Annotated in this window: 13 protein-coding genes; 2 read left to right on the top strand and 11 right to left on the bottom strand. The window is 70.6% G+C overall.

Features of this window, described 5'->3' with window-relative positions:
• Positions 1-35: 35 nt before the first annotated feature.
• From AB3M82_RS04255 to AB3M82_RS04270, 4 genes are read right to left on the bottom strand one after another with little or no spacing between them, the layout of a single operon-like run.
• Positions 36-2,480, bottom strand: coding sequence for an ATP-dependent helicase (locus tag AB3M82_RS04255; RefSeq protein ID WP_412955767.1), 2,445 nt, complete (start codon positions 2,478-2,480; stop codon positions 36-38).
• 50 nt (positions 2,481-2,530) lie between these two features.
• Entirely contained in the window at positions 2,531-3,547 is a 1,017-nt protein-coding gene (locus AB3M82_RS04260) for an ABC transporter permease (protein ID WP_412955769.1), read from the bottom strand.
• Positions 3,544-4,533, bottom strand: coding sequence for an ABC transporter ATP-binding protein (locus AB3M82_RS04265; RefSeq protein ID WP_412955770.1), 990 nt, complete (start codon positions 4,531-4,533; stop codon positions 3,544-3,546). Before AB3M82_RS04265 ends, AB3M82_RS04260 begins: the two co-directional genes overlap by 4 nt.
• A 45-nt stretch (positions 4,534-4,578) precedes the next feature.
• Positions 4,579-5,565: a glycerophosphodiester phosphodiesterase family protein gene (locus AB3M82_RS04270; protein WP_412955772.1), complete on the bottom strand. Its 987-nt coding sequence runs from the start codon at positions 5,563-5,565 to the stop codon at positions 4,579-4,581.
• 91 nt (positions 5,566-5,656) lie between these two features.
• Here AB3M82_RS04270 and AB3M82_RS04275 point away from each other — a divergent pair, with 91 nt between their 5' ends.
• Entirely contained in the window at positions 5,657-6,568 is a 912-nt protein-coding gene (locus AB3M82_RS04275; protein ID WP_412955774.1) for a Bax inhibitor-1/YccA family protein, read from the top strand.
• A gap of 153 nt (positions 6,569-6,721) precedes the next feature.
• Positions 6,722-6,994 carry a GlsB/YeaQ/YmgE family stress response membrane protein gene (locus AB3M82_RS04280; protein WP_412955775.1) on the top strand — a complete coding sequence of 91 codons (273 nt, stop codon included), beginning with the start codon at positions 6,722-6,724 and terminating at the stop codon, positions 6,992-6,994.
• A gap of 81 nt (positions 6,995-7,075) precedes the next feature.
• On the opposite strand, the gene AB3M82_RS04285 is transcribed toward AB3M82_RS04280, so the two are convergent.
• The 7 genes from AB3M82_RS04285 to AB3M82_RS04315 all read right to left on the bottom strand — a co-directional run bounded on the left by AB3M82_RS04285 (position 7,076) and on the right by AB3M82_RS04315 (position 17,798).
• Complete coding sequence (locus AB3M82_RS04285; protein WP_412955777.1) at positions 7,076-8,380, bottom strand: RNA polymerase sigma factor; 1,305 nt, start codon at positions 8,378-8,380, stop codon at positions 7,076-7,078.
• A gap of 1 nt (position 8,381) precedes the next feature.
• Positions 8,382-8,807, bottom strand: coding sequence for a YciI family protein (locus AB3M82_RS04290; RefSeq protein ID WP_412955778.1), 426 nt, complete (start codon positions 8,805-8,807; stop codon positions 8,382-8,384).
• 119 nt (positions 8,808-8,926) lie between these two features.
• Positions 8,927-10,318 carry a glycosyltransferase gene (locus tag AB3M82_RS04295; RefSeq protein ID WP_412955779.1) on the bottom strand — a complete coding sequence of 464 codons (1,392 nt, stop codon included), beginning with the start codon at positions 10,316-10,318 and terminating at the stop codon, positions 8,927-8,929.
• 9 nt (positions 10,319-10,327) lie between these two features.
• The gene (gene guaA / locus AB3M82_RS04300; RefSeq protein WP_412955780.1) at positions 10,328-11,929 is read right to left on the bottom strand and encodes a glutamine-hydrolyzing GMP synthase; all 1,602 of its coding nucleotides are present in this window, start codon (positions 11,927-11,929) and stop codon (positions 10,328-10,330) included.
• A complete protein-coding gene (locus AB3M82_RS04305; RefSeq protein ID WP_412955781.1) occupies positions 11,926-12,456 on the bottom strand; it encodes a DUF3817 domain-containing protein in 531 nt (176 codons plus the stop codon). Before AB3M82_RS04305 ends, guaA begins: the two co-directional genes overlap by 4 nt.
• A 119-nt stretch (positions 12,457-12,575) precedes the next feature.
• Entirely contained in the window at positions 12,576-16,844 is a 4,269-nt protein-coding gene (locus AB3M82_RS04310) for an ExeM/NucH family extracellular endonuclease (RefSeq protein WP_412955782.1), read from the bottom strand.
• A 198-nt stretch (positions 16,845-17,042) separates the two neighbouring features.
• Positions 17,043-17,798 carry an SURF1 family protein gene (locus AB3M82_RS04315; RefSeq protein ID WP_412958004.1) on the bottom strand — a complete coding sequence of 252 codons (756 nt, stop codon included), beginning with the start codon at positions 17,796-17,798 and terminating at the stop codon, positions 17,043-17,045.
• Between the last annotated feature and the right edge of the window lie 17 nt (positions 17,799-17,815).

The following is a 17,815-nucleotide window of genomic DNA, read 5'->3' on the forward strand; positions in this document are numbered from 1 at the left end:
CAGCCTAACCCTCGTCGCCGCTCGGACGCCGCGCCTCAGATCTTCTCGATCGGCGCCACCTTGATGAGCAGCTTCTTCTGACCCGCGCTGTCGAACCGCACGTGCGCGATGCGCTTCGCGCCTTCGCCGGTGACGGCGTCGACCCGCCCCTCGCCGAAGTCGACATGACGGATGCGGTCCCCCGCCGCGAGCTCGAGGTCGCCGTTGTCGCGCACCTTCGCCGTGACGCGGTTGGGGAAGCGGTCCATCGCGGTCGACAGCGGCTTGAGCGACTCGCGTCCCGGCAGCGGCTTGACGCCGAAGCGGTCGCCCGAGCCGGAACCTCCGGCACGGCGCGCGTTGAGGGCGCGCGACTGCATGCCACCGCGCGAGTTCACGTCGCCCGGCGACTGTCGCCAGTCGATCAGCGCGTTCGGGATCTCCTGCAGGAACCGGCTCGGCATGGCGACCGTGACCTCGCCGAACTGCGCCCGGGTCATGGCCAGCGAGAGGTGCAGGCGCTTGCGGGCACGGGTGATGCCGACGTAGAAGAGCCGGCGCTCCTCCTGCGGGCCGCCCGGCTCGCCCGCCGAGATGCGGTGCGGGATGAGGTCTTCCTCGACGCCCGTCACGAAGACGGCGTCGTACTCGAGACCCTTCGCCGTGTGCATCGTCATGAGCGACACCGAGCCCGATTCGTCGTCGAGGTCGTCGGCGTCCGACACGAGAGCCACCTCGGTGAGGAAGTCGAGGATCGTTCCCTCGGGGTTGTTGCGCGCGAAGTCGCGCGCGACCGCGACGAACTCGTCGAGGTTCTCGACGCGCGCCTCGTCCTGGGGGTCGCGGCTGGCGCGCAGCGCGTCGAGGTACCCGCTCTTCGACAGCAGGAGGCTGAGCCCCTCGGCGACGGTCGTCGGCGCCGGGATCTCGCCGGTGGCGGGGAGCATGATCTCGGTCGCCTCGGCCAGCACCGCGTCGAGATGCCCGATCGCCGCCTGGATCTTCGGGCCCACCCCCAGCTGCCCGGGCACGGACAGCGCCTGGCGGAAGGTGATTCCCTGCTCCTCGGCGAAGCGCGCGATCGCGGTCTCGGTGACGTCGCCGATGCCGCGTCGCGGCTTGTTCAGGATGCGTCGCACCGCCATCTCGTCGGCGGGGTTCGCCACGGCCACGAGGTAGGCCAGGGCGTCCTTGATCTCGGCGCGCTCGTAGAACTTGGTGCCGCCCATGATCTTGTAGGGCACGGCGGAGCGGATGAAGATCTCCTCGAGCGCACGCGACTGCGAGTTGGTGCGGTAGAAGACCGCCATCTCGGAGTAGGGCATGCCGGCGCGGTGGAGCGCCTCGATTTCGTCGGCCACGAACTGGGCCTCGTCATGCTGCGAGTAGCCGGTGAAGCCGATGATCTTGTCACCGTCGCCGCGGTCGCTCCAGAGCTTCTTGTCCTTGCGGTCGAAGTTGTTGCCGATCACGGCGTTGGCGGCGGAGAGGATGTTCTGCGTCGAGCGGTAGTTCTGCTCGAGGAGTACGACCTTCGCCCCCGGGAAGTCGCGCTCGAACTCGCTGATGTTGCGGATGTCCGCCCCGCGGAAGGCGTAGATCGACTGGTCGGAGTCGCCGACGACGGTCAGCGACGCACCGGCGGCGTCGGCGTCGGCCCGGGCCTGCGGCTCGGGTTCGAAGATCATCATGCCGTTCGAGGCGAAGCCCTCGTCGGCGGAGGCACCCGACACGGGCCGGGTCAGCTCGTGGATCAGCGCGTACTGCGCGTGGTTGGTGTCCTGGTACTCGTCGACGAGGATGTGGCGGAACCGGCGGCGATAGGTGTCGGCCACCTGCGGGAACGCCCGGAACAGGTAGACGGTCTGACCGATCAGGTCGTCGAAGTCGAAGGCGTTGGCCCGCTGCAGCTGCCGCTGGTAGTCCGCGAAGAGGTCGACGAAGATGCGCTCGGCCGGATCCGACATGTTCGCCTGACGGGCGTAGGACTCGGCATCCGCCAGCTCGTTCTTGAGCTTCGAGATGCGGGACTGCACGGATGCCGGGGTGAGGCCGTAGGCATCGGCCTCGTGCTCCTTGACGAGCCGCTTGATGAGGGCGCGCGAGTCGCCGGAGTCGTAGATCGTGAATGACTTCGTGAAGCCGAACTGGTCGGCCTCGCGGCGGAGGATGCGCACGCACGCCGAGTGGAACGTCGAGATCCACATGCCGCGCGCGGCGTCGCCGACCAGGCCCTCGACGCGCTCGCGCATCTCGCCCGCGGCCTTGTTCGTGAAGGTGATCGCGAGGATCTGGCTGGGCCAGGCCTCGCGATTGCGCAGGAGAGAGGCGATGCGCCGCGTGAGCACGCTGGTCTTGCCGGAACCGGCGCCCGCCACGATCAGCAGGGCGGGGCCGCGGTAGGTCACCGCCTCGAGCTGCTGCGGGTTGAGGCCGGCGAGGAGCTCGTCGCGGCCCTGGGGGCCGGCGGTTCCGGAAACGATGAGGGGGGCTTCGGTCATGTCCCTATGAGTCTAGGCGGCGCCACCGACACCGCTCCGCGCCCCGTCGCTCAGGCGATGCGCGTGCCCGGCGGCAGCCGTCGGGCGGGGGTGCGCGTGCGCGCCCAGGCCCCGGCGAACAGCGAGCCCGCGACCACCAGCTGCACGCCCAGCCCCACAAACCAGCTCGGCACGGTCGAGTCGATGACCTCCTGCGGCGTGCGCAGGGCGTCGGGGTCGCACTCGTCCCACCGCTGCTCGAGCGGCGAGAGCTGAGCGCTGCGCACGCCGTACTTGACCTGCCCGAACAGGTCGACCGGATAGCCGCCCATGCCGTACTCCGTCGGGGTGGCGTCGGCGAGCACGACGAAGGGGTTGGCGGCGAGCACCCACCACACCAGGTCGAACCGGGGCACCTCGTACGTCGAGGTGCCCGTCCACTCGTCGCAGATCGCCTGCCCGTCCTGGTCGTACGGCCGGGTGTAGCTCGTCGCCTCGCTCCGCACCGCCATGCCCCCGAGCAGGAACACGATGAGCGTGCCGATCACCAGAGCCGCGACGACCAGGTAGGTGGTGGCGACCGAGAAGAGGGGGCGCGCGATCAGTCCGCTGAGCGCCACGCCGATCGCCGCGACGATGACGATCTCGACCGCGAGCACGAGCAGCGAGATCAGCAGCACGAACGGATCGGCGCCGCCGCCCAGGAGCGAGAGGGCCAGGAACGGCAGGGCCACGAGCAGAAACGCGCCGCCGGTGGCGACGGCCGCCAGCAGCTTCCCCAGCATGATGTCGCCGGTCGACGCCGCGGTCACCTGGATCGCCGCGAGCGTCGCGGCGTCCCGATCGCCGTTGATGGCGTTGCCGCTCAGCGTCGGGGACACCAGCACGACGAGCAGCAGCACCATGTTCACGACGATCGAGTAGACCCCCGCGCCGACCGCGTCGCCGAACGAGTAGACCGCGAACGCGAGGGCCGTGACGCCCAGGAGCACGAGGGTGAAGACACCGAGCAGCACGTACCAGCCGACGCTGCGCAGACGCTGCGTCAGCTCGAGGCGGGCGATGGTGCCGATGTGCGCCGTGTTCATGCGCCGGCCTCCGTTCCGGGTGCCGCCGCGGGGGGCGGAGGCGGGGACGGCACCGCTCCGGGAGCCGACGGCTGGTTCAGATGCAGGAACGCGTGCTCGAGGGCGCTCTGCGCCGGGGCGAACTCCGAGATCGCCAGGCCGGCCGCCGTTAGGCGATGCAGGGCGTTAGACGCGGAGCCCTCGCCGTCGAACCCGATGAGGACCGCGCCGCGATCCGCGCCCAACGACTCGGCGGGGACGCCGAGCGTCGCGGCGACCCTCCCGGCATCCGCGGCCCAGCGCTCGGGCGACGCCTCGACCAGGCGGATCCGCCAGGCGCGCACGGTCGCCTGCGCGGGGGCGGCGTCGACCACCGCCCCACCCACGAGGAAGACCGCGTCGTCGACGACCTCTTCCAGTTCGGACAGCACGTGGCTCGAGATCAGGATCGTGCGCCCCTGCGCGGCCAGACGCCGGAGCAGGACCCGCAGGTGCACGCGCGCCTCGGGGTCGAGACCCGACGCGGGCTCGTCGAGCAGAAGGATGCTCGGGTCATGCACGAGGGCGCGCGCGAGCCCGAGCTTCTGCTTCTGCCCGCGCGACAGGACCTTCGCGGGGGCGTCGGCGAGCGGGACGAGCTCCACCATCTCGAGCAGCCCCAGCGCGCGTCCTGCGGCCTCGGCGCGCGGGATGCCGTAGAGGCGGGCGGTCGTGACGAGCGTCTCCCGGGCGGTCAGCGAGGGCCAGGCGCCCAGCGCATCCGGCATCCAGCCCAGCAGTCGTCGCGCGGCGAGGGGGTCGTCGACCGGATCGACGCCGCCGATGCGGATCGTGCCCGCATCCGGGGCGAGGAGCGAGGCCAGCATCAGGAGCAGGGTGGTCTTGCCCGCCCCGTTCGGCCCCACGAGCCCGGTCACCCGCCCCGCCTCGGCCCGCAGCGTCGCCGCCCGCACCGCCTGCACGGCGCCGAACGCTCTGCTGACGCCTTCCACGACGATTCCGCTCATGCGCGTCAGTCTGGCATCCGCCGCGCCGGGAGGCGGCGCGGCGCGTCACGCTCGGAAGAACTCGACTCCGAGGTCGGGGTGGTCGACGAAGACCCCGTCGACGCCGGTCCGGGCGATCACGTCCCATTCGCCGGGATAGTCGCCGAAAGCGGCCTTGCCCCCGTCGCTGCGGTGCTCGGGGGCCAGGAAGGCGTTCTCGGGGCGGCAGGTCCAGGTGAAGACGGTCAGGCCGCGGGCGTGAGCGTCGTCGACGATGGTGGTGCCGCGGGCCAGCAGCATCCGCTTGTCGACGCTGATGCCGTCGACCCGGCCGACCAGCCCGTCGAGCCCCGCGGCGGTCACCGTCGCCGTGTAGCTGGAAGCCTGCCGCCCGTGGGCCACGACCTGGTCGTACGGGCGGCCCGACGCCTCGATGAGGTACACCACGGAGGCGGGGATGCCGCGCTCCCGCAACTGCCCGAGGACCGTGGACTCGAAGGACTCGACGATGAGCGGGAGCCCCTCGTCGGGCCACCCCGCGAGGCGGAGGTCGCGCTCGATGAGCGGAGCCAGGTCCAGCCCGACGCTCGCGAAGTACGTCGCGTGCTTCACCTCGAGGACGACGCCGATCTCCCGTTCCTGCTCGCGCGCCGCCCGGCGCACGAGGTCGAGCACGTCGACGAGCCGGAGGATCGGCTCGGCGTCGTCGCCGAGGGCGCTCGCGGGACGGATCTCCGGCAGGCGCTCGCGCACGCGCAGCGTCGACAGCTCCGCCCAGGTGAAGTCCTCCGTGAACCAGCCCGTGAGCGCCTCGCCGTCGACCCGCTTGGTGGTCCTGCGATCCGCGAACTCGGGATGCCGGGCCACATCGGTCGTCCCGGAGATCTCGTTCTCGTGCCGGACCACGAGGACTCCGTCCTTCGTCGCGACGACATCGGGCTCGACGGCGTCGACCCCCGTCGCGAGGGCGAGCTCGTACGAGGAGCGGCTGTGCTCCGGACGGTAGCCGGGGGCCCCGCGATGCCCGATGACGAGCGGTGATTTCCTGAGCACGCTCACAGCGTAGAACACCCCACGGAACGCGCCTCCCCGGTATCGTGGAGGAAAGCGACCTACGACCCCCTTTCAGGAGTGAGGCCCACAGATGAGCAACTTCGCTTTCAACAATCCGGCGTTCCAGCAGCAGGATCCGCGCAACGTCGCGACCTACCCCGGCGCCCCGCAGGCTGCTCAGGGGGCGCAGAGCGCCTCGTTCCAGCACGCGAGCATGGATGCCGCCACCAACGCGCGGCTCGAGGGCATGTACGCCGCCCCGCCTGCCGGCTCGATCGAGACCGACCGCATGTCGGTCGAGGACACGGTGTGGAAGACAGCCGGCCTGTTCGGCATCCTCCTCGTCACCGCCGCCATCGGCTGGGTGTGGACCCTCGGCGGCATCAACATCGACTCGTTCTCCAATGTCTCGCTCGTGCCGTGGATGGTCGGCGCCCTCGGCGGATTCGTCCTCGCCATGGTCGTCACCTTCACCTCGCGCAAGAAGGTCCGCCCCGCGCTGATCTTCGGCTACGCCGCGTTCGAGGGCCTCTTCATCGGTGGCATCTCGGCGTTCTTCGAGGTCAGGTGGCCCGGCATCGTCCTGCAGGCCACCCTGGCGACCGTCGCCGTCGTCGGAGTCACGCTGGCGCTCTTCGCGAGCGGCAAGGTCCGCGCCTCGAAGAAGATGACCAAGATCGTGATGATCGCGATGCTCGGCTACCTCGTCTTCTCGCTGCTCAACCTCGTCCTGATGTGGACGGGCGTGCTGCCCGCGAGCCAGGCGTTCGGCCTCTACAGCGCCGAGATCTTCGGCATCCCGCTCGGCCTCATCATCGGCGTCCTCGTGGTCTTCATGGCCGCGTACTCGCTCGTGCTCGACTTCGACCAGATCCAGCAGGGCGTGCGCAACGGCGCCCCGCGCAAGTACGGCTGGCTCGGCGCCTTCGGCATCATGGTCACGGTCGTCTGGCTCTACGTCGAGATCCTCCGCATCATCGCGATCGTCCGCGGCAGCGACTGATCGCTGCATCCGGCACCCGAGGCCCGTCCCCTTCCGAGGGGGCGGGCCTCTTGCCATATCCGCGCTCCGCCGCACAAGGGGGTTCCTGAGTGCCGGCTGTGAGGGCAGAATCTTCTCCATCGGACGAGATCCGTCCGGATACAGGAGGTCAACATGAGCTTTCTCGGCTTTCTTCTGCTCGGTCTCATCGCCGGCGCCATCGCCAAGCTGATCCTTCCCGGCAAGCAGGGCGGCGGATGGCTCGTCACGCTGCTGCTCGGCGTGGTGGGCGCGATCCTCGGCGGCTGGATCGGAAGCATGATCTTCGGCGTCGGTCTCGAAGAGTTCTGGGACCTGTCCACGTGGCTGCTGGCCATCGGCGGTGCGATCATCGTGCTGCTGATCTACGGCCTGATCGTCGGACGCGGCGAGCGCGCCAAGCGCTGACCCCCGCACCACGCACGTCACCGCACAGCGGTGCGACACGCCCGCCCCCTTCGGCAGCTCCGGCTCTCCGAAGGGGGCGGGTCATTTCTGCGCCCCCGCGGCCTTCCTCTCCAGGAGGGTGCGCTCCCGGTCGTTGCCGGCGAGGGCCGCGGCGGCGATGAACTCGCCGCGCGCCTCCTCCTCCCGGCCCAGCCGTCGCAGCAGCTCGCCGCGGGTGGCGGGGAGCAGATGGTAGCCGCGCAGCGCCCCCGACGCCGAGAGCTGATCCAGGATCCGCAACGCCGACGCGGGGCCGGTCGCCATCGCCACCGCGGCCGCGCGGTTGAGCTCGACCACTGGCGAGGGGGCCACACGGCCCAGCGCCTCGTACAGCAGGACGATGCGATCCCACTCGGTGGTCTCGACCGACGCGGCGATCGCATGGCACTCCGCAATACCCGCCTGCAGGGCGAAGGGGCCGCGCCCCCGCCCGATCCCGTCGGCCCGGGCGAGAGCAGCCCTCCCCCGCGTGATGCGTCCGCGATCCCAGCGGCGCCGGTCCTGGTCGGCCAGCAGCACCGGGTCTCCGTGGGCGTCCACGCGCGCCGGGAACCGGGCGGCGGTGAGCTCCAGGAGGGCCAGGAGCCCGTGCACCTCGGGCTCCTGCGGCATGAGGCCCGCCAGCACCCGGGCGAGCCGGATCGCCTCCTCGGCCAGATCCGGCCGCATCCAGTCCGGCCCGCTGCTCGCAGCGTGCGCCTCGTTGAACACGAGGTAGAGAACGTTGAGGAGCGCACCGAGTCGGGCGCGATGCTCCTCCCGCGGCGGCAGCTCGAACGGCACCTTCGCCGCCGCGAGCGTCTTCTTGGCCCGCACGATCCGCTGCTGCACGGTCGCCGTCGGCACGAGGAAGGCCCGGGCGATCTCCTCCGACGACAGGCCGCCGACGACCCGCAGCGTGAGCGCGACCTGCGCCTCGCGGGCGAGCACGGGGTGGCACGAGATGAACATCAGGCGCAGCACATCGTCGTCGACGGCATCCGGATCCCAGGGATCCGCACCCGCCGCCTCGGCCTGCTCCCGCTCGAGATCGTGCGCGATCGTCGACAGACGGTCGTCCAGACGCTCCCGTCGCCGCCAGGTGTCGATCGCCTTGCGCTTCGCCACTGCCGTGAGCCAGGCCCCGCCGTTGCGCGGCACGCCGTCGAGCGGCCACTGCCGCAGCGCGTCCTCCAGCGCCTCCTGGGCGAGATCCTCCGCGAGGCCGAAGTCCCCGACGAACCGGGTCAGCGTGCCGACGATGCGTGCCGATTCGATGCGCCAGACCGCGGCGACGGTGCGCTCCACCGATCCGGCCCCGGAACCGGAGGGCGAGCGCACCGTGCCGTCGTCATCCGTCGCGCTCATGTCACTGCTGAGCGCGCTGGGCCTGCTCCTCGCGCCAGCCCGCCTCCTTCTCGATCCACTCGTTGTCCTGGGGGGAGTCGGACATGTCGGTGACCCGCCGCACCTCCAGGAACGAACCCGGTCCGAGCGGCGCCCGGCTCGCCCACTCCGCCGCCTCCTCGCGGCTGGACACCTCGATGATCCAGAAGCCGTTGAACAGCTCCTTGGTCTCGCCGTAGGGGCCGTCCGTGACCAGCGGCGTCTCCGCGCTGAAGTCGACGACGAAGCCCTCGGCGGCGTCGGTGAGGCCCTCGCCGGCGGCGAGCACGCCCGCCTTCATCATCGACTCGTTGTACGCGCCCATGGCCGCGATGACCTCGTCGAACGGGAGGTCCTTATACGCCTCGACGGCCTCGTCGGTCGCACGCATGATGAGCATGAACTTCATGATGTTCTCCTTGATCGTGGGATCGTCTCTCGACCCTCTCATCAAAGACGTCGAACGCGAACGGGTCGGATCGACACATCCGCCGAACTTTCTTGCGAATCCCGGTCGAGGCGCTCGGATCAGCGGCGCGCCGGGCGCCCCACGGCGCCGGCGATCACGGCGGTCAGAGCGTCCAGCGAGGTCTCGGGACTCCACTCCGCGGCCGCCGCCGGGGCTTCGGCGCTCAGCCGCGCCCAGTGCTCGGGGTCGCTCAATACGCCGCGCAGAGCCACGGCCAGGGCGTCGACGTCACCGCTGGGCGCGAGCACCCCGCCGCCCCCGGCGAGCACATCGCGGATGCCGTAGCGCACGTCGTACGAGACGACCGGTGTGCCGTGCAGCAGGGCCTCCACCACCGAGAGCGGCTGCCCCTCGAACGCGGTGGCGGTGAGCACGACGGACGCCCGATCGAGCACACGGCCCGGATCGTCGGTGAATCCGGCGAGCACCACGCGGTCTCCCACGCCGAGTTCGTCGATGAGGTCGGCGAGGCGCTGCTGCTCGGGACCTCCGCCCCAGATCTCCAGGCGCGTTCCCGGGACGTCCGCGGCGAGGAACGCCCGGATGGCCTGGTCGATCCGCTTCCCCGGCGCGAGGCGACCGAGCACCACCACCAGGCCGGGCTCGCGCAGGTCGTCCCGGCTCTCGACGGCGGGTATGGGGTTGGGGACCACCTCGTGCCGCGCATCTCCGCCGAAACGCGCGAAGACGTCGTCGCGCTGCGTGGCGGTCGGCCAGATCACCGCATCGAACCGGTCGGCGATGCCGAGCCACCGCGTCCACAGCGCATTCACCGGGGCGTCGGCGGTATAGGGCGCCTCCAGGTGGATGGTGTGAATGGTGTGCAGGATGCGGACCCGGGGGTCGGACCACTCCGAGATCAGCTCGCCCAGCTGCCGCGCCTCGCAGATCACGACGATCGGCCGCTCGCCGAAGCCGGCCACGAGATGCGCGAGCCACGCTCGGTACAGGCCGCCGAAGCCGGGCACACCCCCGATGACCTGCCCGGCGGCGTCGTACACCTGCACGGGCTCGACGGTCCGGTGCCAGTCCGGGTCGCCCGCGATCACGGGAAGGGCGGCGAAAGGCCGGGAGGCGGCATCCCTGAGCACCCGGTACTCCACGCCCTCGCTCGCGTACAGCACGGGATCGGCGGCTTTGCGCAGCCATGCCGCAGCCCCGCCGCCGGGATCCGTCGCCTCGTCGAAGAGGTTCCGCAGACGCGAGGCGTCGGTGAGCATCCCGCGCGACACGAATGTCTCCCGGTGTCGCGCATGGTCCTCGGCGGTGCCCGGATCGAACGTCAGCAGCTGCGGTCCGAGCCCGTCGGCCACGCCGGCCCCGGCGAGCTGACGCGCGCGCGACAGGGTCGCGATCGTGTACCCGCCGTCGAGGTCCGGGATCAGCCGGCTCGAGAGCACCAGGTATTCGGCGTCCGGCAGCGACTGCCCGACCTCAGGCGACGGACGCACCCTCGCCCGTCACTCCCACTCGATCGTCCCCGGGGGCTTCGACGTCACATCGAGCACCACACGGTTGACGTCGCGCACGCTGTTCGTGATCCGGTTGGAGATCTTCGACAGCACGTCGTAGGGCAGGCGCGTCCAGTCGGCGGTCATCGCGTCTTCGCTCGACACGGGACGCAGGACGATCGGGTGACCATAGGTGCGTCCGTCGCCCTGCACGCCCACCGAGCGGACGTCGGCGAGCAGGACCACCGGGCACTGCCAGATCTCCTGATCGAGCCCGGCCTTCGTGAGCTCCTCGCGGGCGATGGCGTCGGCCTCACGCAGGATCTCGAGGCGCTCAGCCGTGACCTCGCCGATGATGCGGATGCCGAGGCCGGGGCCCGGGAAGGGCTGACGGCCGACGATCGCCTCGGGGATGCCGAGCTCGCGTCCGATCGCGCGGACCTCGTCCTTGAAGAGCGCGCGGAGCGGCTCGATCAGCTCGAAGTCGAGGTCTTCCGGGAGGCCGCCCACGTTGTGGTGCGACTTGATGTTGGCCGTGCCGGCGCCTCCGCCGGACTCGACGACATCCGGGTAGAGGGTGCCCTGCACGAGGAACTTGACCGGGGCGCCGCCGTCGGCCTTCGCCTCCTCGACGAGGTCGAGCTGCACCTTCTCGAAGGCACGGATGAACTCTCGCCCGATGATCTTGCGCTTCTCCTCGGGGTCGGTGACGCCCCTCAGATGGCCGAGGAAGGTCTCTGCGGCGTCCACCGTGATCAGGCGCACGCCGGTGGACTCGACGTAGTCCTTCTCGACCTGTTCGCGCTCGCCCTTGCGCAGGAGGCCGTGGTCGACGAACACCGCCGTCAGCTGGTCGCCGATCGCCTTGTGGACGAGGGCGGTCGACACCGCCGAGTCCACGCCGCCGGACAGCGCCGAGATGACGCGCGCGTCGCCGACCTGCTGGCGGATGCGCTCGACCTGCTCCGCGATCACGTTGTCGCTGTTCCAGTCGGAGGCGAGGCCCGCGCCGCGGTGGAGGAAGTTCTCGAGCACCCGCTGGCCGTGGTCGGAGTGCTTCACCTCGGGGTGCCACTGCACGCCGTAGAGCCCGCGCTCCTCGTTCGCGAACGCCGCCACCTGGGTGGCGTCGGTGGCCGCGAGCACGTCGAAGCCCTCGGGGGCGCGTGACACCTGGTCGCCGTGGCTCATCCAGACGTTCTGCTCGGCCGGCTGACCGGCGAGCAGCGTGCCGCCGTCACCCGTGATGACGGCATCCGTCGCGCCGTACTCACGCAGACCCGTGTGGGCGACCTCGCCGCCGAGCGTCTGCGCCATGTACTGGAAGCCGTAGCAGATGCCGAGGGTCGGGACCCCGAGGTCGAAGACGCCCGGGTCGAGGCGCGGGGCGCCCTCCTCGTAGACCGACGAGGGACCGCCGGAGAGGATGATGGCCACCGGGTTGCGGGCGGCGATCTCCTCCGCCGAGGCGGTGTGCGGCACGATCTCGCTGTAGACGCCGGCTTCGCGCACGCGCCGGGCGATGAGCTGGGCGTACTGGGCTCCGAAGTCGACGACGAGCGCCGGGCGCTGCTCGGTCTCGGACTGCGGGGTCTCGGACTTCTCGGTCAACGGACACCTTCCTTGGACACGTCGGTCCCTGAACCCGTCGCAGGCGCCTCGGCGGCTTCGCGGGTGGCGAGATAGGTCTTGACCTCGCGGGCGACCACCGTCTCCATGAAGAACGAGAGGAGCGGGACGACACCGCCGAGCGCGAGGAGGATGAAGCGCGGGAACGGCCAGCGCATGAGGCTCCACATGCGGAAGCAGGCGAAGAGGTAGACGACGTAGAACCAGCCGTGCGCGACCAGGATGAAGAGCGACAGGTTGAAACCGTCACCCAGCGAGGTCATCTCGCAGGAGTTCGTCCACGGGGCGAAGAGCGACCACCACTGGCAGTCCGCCCCGGCGATGACGCCCGCGAACCAGAGCGGCCCGCCCGATCCGCCCAGGAAGAGCTCGAGGTGGATCGGCGTGTACTTGAGCACCATCTCGGCGAGCAGCAGGAGCAGCATGACTCCTGTGATGATCGAGGCGATCTGGTAGAACTTCAGCGCGCCGCGGATCGCCGGAAAGCTGGCGACTTTCGGTTCGGGCATGCGACCAGTCTAGTCGGCGCGCGTCGGCCGCGAATCCGTCGGCGGCGGAGCCGGGCACGACGCCGGAGGCCCCCGGGATCGCTCCCGACGGCCTCCGCGTCATCGCACCTCGGTGGGGGTCAGAACCACCCGGTCAGGAGATCCCACAGCCAGTCGAAGATGTCACGGATGACGCCCCCGATTCCGCCCGCGCGGGTGACGGTGACGGAGGCGGTGGCCTCGTCGCCGTCGGCCTGCGTCGCCGCGACCGTGTACTTCCCGGCCGGGGCGCTCTTCGGCACCGTCACGGAAGCCGTGAACGACCCGTCGTCCCGGACCTGCGCCGTGCCCGCGTCGATCGCCGCGCCCTTGTTCGGACGCAGCTGCAGCGTCACGTTCTCGCCGGGCTCGTAGCCCGTGCCGGTGACCTCGAGCTTCTTGCCCGCAGCCACCTTCGAGCTGCCGAGTCCGATCGTGCCGGCGAACTCCTCCTCGCCCGCGATCGTGATCGGGATCTGCACCGACGTCCCGGTCGATGCGACCGCCGCCGTGAGCTGCTGCTCGCCCGACACCCCGGACGGAACCGCGAAGGTCAGCGTCGCGCGCCCCGCCTCGTCGGTGGTGTCCACGATCGTGGGGTCGACCGCCGACGTCGCCAGCACGGTGTCGCCGAGCGACAGCGTCACCTCGCCCGGCGCCGCCTCTCCCCCGCTGAAGGCGAGGGACGACAGCGACACGGTCACCTGGTCGCCGGCGCTGAAGCCGTCGGCATCCGCGGGGCTGACCGTGACGCCGACCGCGCGCTGCGCCTGATCCGGTCGGGCCGTGCCGTTCTCGTCGAACCAGTCCACCATCGACTGCAGGTCGATCTTGCCGGTGTCGCGCTTGTCCGTACCCTCGCGGAAGGTGACGAAGTTGTCACCCCCGGCGGCGAGGAAGGAGTTCGCTGCGACCGTGTACGAGCCCGCGGGATCGATCGGTGCGCCGTCGAGTGTGATCGACGTGATCCTCTCTCCCTGGGCCGCCGTCGGGTCGTAGGTGTACACCAGACCCTCGGAGACGCCGAGCTTGAGGAACGGCCGCGCCGCCCCGGTGGGCTGCCACTGCTCCTCGAGCACCCCCTCGATCTGCTCGCCCGTCATGGTGAGCGTGACGAGGGTGTTGGCGAAGGGCTGCACGTTCGCGGCCTCGCGGTAGGTGACGGTGCCGGCGGGATCCGAGGGCCCCGTGGACGCGTACGCGAGGTTCGCGCGCAGCCCACCCGGGTTCATCAGCGCGATGTCGGCGCCCGTCGACCACTTCTGGACGTCCGCGACGAAGTTGCCGATGGTCGACTCGCCGCCGCGGTTCTCGGCGCCGTTGGACTGCCGTGCGCGGTTGAAGTCGGCTGTGATCGCACCGACCTGGATCGCACCCAGCTCATCGGCCTCGGCCTTGGCCGTCGCGACGATCGCGGCGACCTCGGGCACGGCCGGGTACAGCGCCTTGCCGTCCTGGGTGAGCGGTTTGATCTCGTTGGTGATGGAGAGCAGCTCCTTGCTGACCGGGTCGACCTGCAGGTTCATGAGCCCGAGGTTCTCGCCGTACTGCCCCGCCGAGATGACCGGTCGGCCGTCGATGACGTGGTTGTAGGCGAGATGGGTGTGCGCCGACACGATCGCGTCGACGTCGCCGTCCACCCCGTAGACGATCTCGCCGAGCGGCGAGTCGGGCGTGACGGCGGCGAGGTCGGTGCTCTCCGCCCCTTCGTGCACGAGGAGGATGACGACATCCGCCTCGCCGTTGGACTCGTCGCCGTCACGCAGGTCGTCGGCCACGTCGTTCACCGAGTCGACGATGCTGCGCACCTCGAGGTCGGCGATGCCTTCCGGCGAGACGAGCGAATCGAGGTCTTCGGTCACGGCGCCCACGAAGCCGACGCGCACGCCCTGCAGCTCCTTGATCCAGGCGGGTGCGAGCGCGGGCTCGCCCGTCTCGGTCACGAAGACGTTGGACGAGATGTACTCCCAGTCCGCGCGGTCCTGCACACGATCGCGCAGGTCCTCCCAGCCCTGGTCGAACTCGTGGTTCCCGGCGGCGCTCACCTCGAGACCGGCGGCGTTGAGCGCGTCGATCGTGGGGTTGTCGTCGTTGATGAACGAGGTGAACGTCGACGCGCCGATCAGGTCGCCGACGCCGGCGAAGATCGTGTTCGGGTTCGCGGCGCGGAACTGCTGCACCGCTCCGGCCACCACTGCGGCTCCTGCCGCGGCACCGTCGGCCTCGATCCTCCCGTGGAAGTCGTTGATCGTGACGACGTCGATGCTCACCGGCGGAACGTCGCCGTCGATGCCGACGATGATCGGGTCGTGGTCGCTCGACCGGTACGGAGTGCCCGCCTCGGTCGCGCCGAATGCGTACCCGCGGTCGCTCCACTCCGGCGAGTTGATGCCCCAGACGCCGGCGCCGGTGAGGGAGGGGGAGAGCGAGGGCGAGGCGATCACGTGGTCCAGCGAGCCCAGCTCGCCGTCGAACGTGTAGGTGTACTGGCCGTCGGTCTCGTCGGCGACCACGTCGCTCCACCCCGCCGCGGTGAAGACCTCGATCGGGTCCTCCTCGCTGTAGGCGTTGAAGTCGCCGATGAGCAGCATGTCGCTGCTGCCGCTGGTCTCCTCGAGCTGCGCGGTGAAGTCGAGGATCGACTCCGCCTGGGCCACGCGGTCCGCGTTGAAGAAGCCCTGGCCGTCGGCCGGTTCGGCGCCCGCGTTCTCGGGCGGCGACTTCGACTTCAGGTGGTTCGCGACGACCGTGACCACGCGGCCGTCGATGTCGAACGCCTGGGCGATCGGCTCACGGGCGTTGCCCCACACCGACTCGTCGATCACGGTGGCGCTGTCGCCGACCGGCGAGACCGCATCCTTCTTGTAGATGATCGCGTTGGTGATGAAGTCGGTCGTGGCCGCATCGCTCAGGGCGGTCGGCGTCGGGACGTAGGCCCAGACCTCGCTGCCGGCGGCATCGTTCAGCCCGTCGACCAGATCGGCCAGCGCGGTGTCGATCGGCTTGCCCAGCTTGACCGAGTTCTCGATCTCCATGAGCGACACGATGTCGGCATCGAGACCGTTGATGGCGGCGACGATCTTGGACCGCTGGATCGCGAACTCCTCCGCGTCCGCCGCCCCGCGCGCATCGGCGTTCTCGGTCTGGAGCGTCGTGAAGTAGTTGAACACGTTGAACGACGCGACCTGCACGTCGCCGCCCACGTCCGGAGCCGTCTCGGTCCGCGGGTTGGTCGACTCGAAGCCGGCCTTGAGCTCGGCCGGAGACGCGTCGTCGATCGGCACGGTCGGCTGCAGGCGCCAGTCGTCGAAGCCCCACTGGAGGATGTAGCCCGTGTCGCTGAAGTCGACGACGTCGCCGTTGCGCACGACGGTGTCGGCCGTGAAGTAGGGCTGGTCGCCGGGGTGGTTGCGGTTGTTGATCTGCAGCGACCAGGCGTCGTCGAGCAGGATGCGGTTCGCCCGGTTGGCGGCGGCGATCGCCGCGGCCTCGTCACCGGGACGCGTCGTCTCGGTGCTCTTGACGTTCAGGTCGCCGGCGTTGAGCCACAGCGTGCCGAAGTTGTACAGCTGGTGGCTGGAGGCGACGCGGTAGGTGCCCGCGGGAGCGACGAGCATGTTCTCGTACTGTTCCCGGTCGGTGCCGAGGACGGTGTCGGGGAGCGGGGTGGCCGCAGGCACCCCGGCGTCCTCCGCCAGCACCTCGATGCCCGCGAGGGTCGACGGGGAGAGCTGGGTCTGGCCGAAGTACTCGCTGACCGATCCCGTCACCGAGACGAGATCGCCGATGTCGAGCGTCGGCGCGAGCGCGTTGAGATACACGAAGATGCCGTCGGAGGCCCCGGGCGTCGCGTCGTCGGCGCCGCCCGATCCCTGGGTCTGGATGACGATGCCCTTGTACCCGCCCGTGCGGTAGTCCGCCGTGACGACGCCCTCGACCGTGACGGTCTGCCCGTTCACCGGCGAGACGTCGGTCGAGCCCTGCACCTCGGCGATCGTGTGCGTGGCGGCGACGGCGGCCTGTGCCGCCGTCTGTTCGGCGGGCGCGGCCGGCGGCGCAGCCGGCGCGGTCTGCTCGACCGGGGCCGCCGGCGCGGCCTCCTCCGCCGGTGCGGGAGTCGTCGCACCGGGGGCGCTCGGCTCCGGAGCCGGCGTCTCGGAAGCGGCCGGGGGTGCGAGCGTCTCGGCCGGCGTCGGCGAAGCGGGGGCCGTCGAGCCCTCGCTCGGCTCCTCGGCGAAGGCGGGGACGGTGCCGAGCGACCCGAGGGTCAGCGCGACGGCCGTGGTCACGGCGAGAGCGCCGCTGCGCCCCCGCTTCCGATGTGCAGACGACTCGACGCCCGGGCGGGCGTCGTCGTGGGGGGCTGACATGCGTTCGGTCTCCTCGACGTTGTGGATTTCGGTGACGGCGGGCCCTCGTGGAGCCTGTCGCGCGTACGCCCGGGATCCCCGAGCGAGCGCATGCCAGCGAGCCTACGGAGAGGGTCCGACATCCTCAACAGTGTTCGTCGATTGGTCACCCACTGCTCACCGGACGGCTCGGATGCCGGTCGGCGTCGTCGCGCCGCGTCAGGCGGAGGCCGCGCTCGCCTCTTCGAAGTCCTCGACCTCGCGCTCCCAGGCGTCCTTCGCGAGGCGGTACCAGAGGTAGAACGCGAACCCGGCGAAGATCGCCCACTCCGCGGCGTAGAAGATGTTGAGCCAGTTCACCGCGGACCGCTCGTCGGGCGCCGGTGACGAGATGTCCTCGAGCCCGGAGGTCGCCTCCGAGGCCGCGAGATAGGGACGGTACACGTCCAGCTGCTCGGTGTCGTGCCAGAAACCCAGCAGGGCGGCGGGTGACATGCGGTCGATGCGGTCGGGCTCGTCGTGCGGGGGCACCGCGGGCCCCTCGTCGGAGATCACACGACCGGTGATCTGCACGGCATCCTCTCCCGCCGACTCCTCCAGCTCGGCGATCGCGGCATCCGCCGTCTCGCGGTCGGCGGCCCAGCCCAACGCCACCGCGAGGGAGGTGCGCTCCGCCACCCGCAGCTGACCGGTGACCCAGTAGCCCTCGACTCCGTCGTTGAAGCGCTCCGACACCACGAGGAAGTCCTCGGGCACCCATGTTCCCGAGGTCTCGACCTTCTGGCCGACGAGCGGCTCGGCGAGGTACTGACCCGGCTCGACGACCTCGGTCAGCGGCTGCACCTGCTCCGTGGCTCCCGGCTCCGGCGGATCGGTCTCGATCGCGCGCTCCAGCTGCCACTGCCCCAGCCACGCGAACACGCCGGCGACGAGGAGGCAGAACAGCAGCATGCCGATCCAGCGCCCGCGGAGCATCACCTCGCGGAGGGTCG

It is taken from the genome of Microbacterium californiense, assembly GCF_047246625.1.
Taxonomy (GTDB): Bacteria; Actinomycetota; Actinomycetes; order Actinomycetales; family Microbacteriaceae; genus Microbacterium.

Bases quoted from the DNA above. Each gene is read 5' to 3' on its own strand.
- AB3M82_RS04255 (WP_412955767.1), bottom strand. From the start codon at position 2,480: ATGACCGAAGCCCCCCTCATCGTTTCCGGAACCGCCGGCCCCCAGGGC.
- AB3M82_RS04260 (WP_412955769.1), bottom strand. From the start codon at position 3,547: ATGAACACGGCGCACATCGGCACCATCGCCCGCCTCGAGCTGACGCAG.
- AB3M82_RS04265 (WP_412955770.1), bottom strand. From the start codon at position 4,533: ATGAGCGGAATCGTCGTGGAAGGCGTCAGCAGAGCGTTCGGCGCCGTG.
- AB3M82_RS04275 (WP_412955774.1), top strand. From the start codon at position 5,657: ATGAGCAACTTCGCTTTCAACAATCCGGCGTTCCAGCAGCAGGATCCG.
- AB3M82_RS04280 (WP_412955775.1), top strand. From the start codon at position 6,722: ATGAGCTTTCTCGGCTTTCTTCTGCTCGGTCTCATCGCCGGCGCCATC.
- AB3M82_RS04285 (WP_412955777.1), bottom strand. From the start codon at position 8,380: ATGAGCGCGACGGATGACGACGGCACGGTGCGCTCGCCCTCCGGTTCC.
- AB3M82_RS04290 (WP_412955778.1), bottom strand. From the start codon at position 8,807: ATGAAGTTCATGCTCATCATGCGTGCGACCGACGAGGCCGTCGAGGCG.
- AB3M82_RS04305 (WP_412955781.1), bottom strand. From the start codon at position 12,456: ATGCCCGAACCGAAAGTCGCCAGCTTTCCGGCGATCCGCGGCGCGCTG.
- AB3M82_RS04310 (WP_412955782.1), bottom strand. From the start codon at position 16,844: ATGTCAGCCCCCCACGACGACGCCCGCCCGGGCGTCGAGTCGTCTGCA.
- AB3M82_RS04315 (WP_412958004.1), bottom strand. From the start codon at position 17,798: ATGCTCCGCGGGCGCTGGATCGGCATGCTGCTGTTCTGCCTCCTCGTC.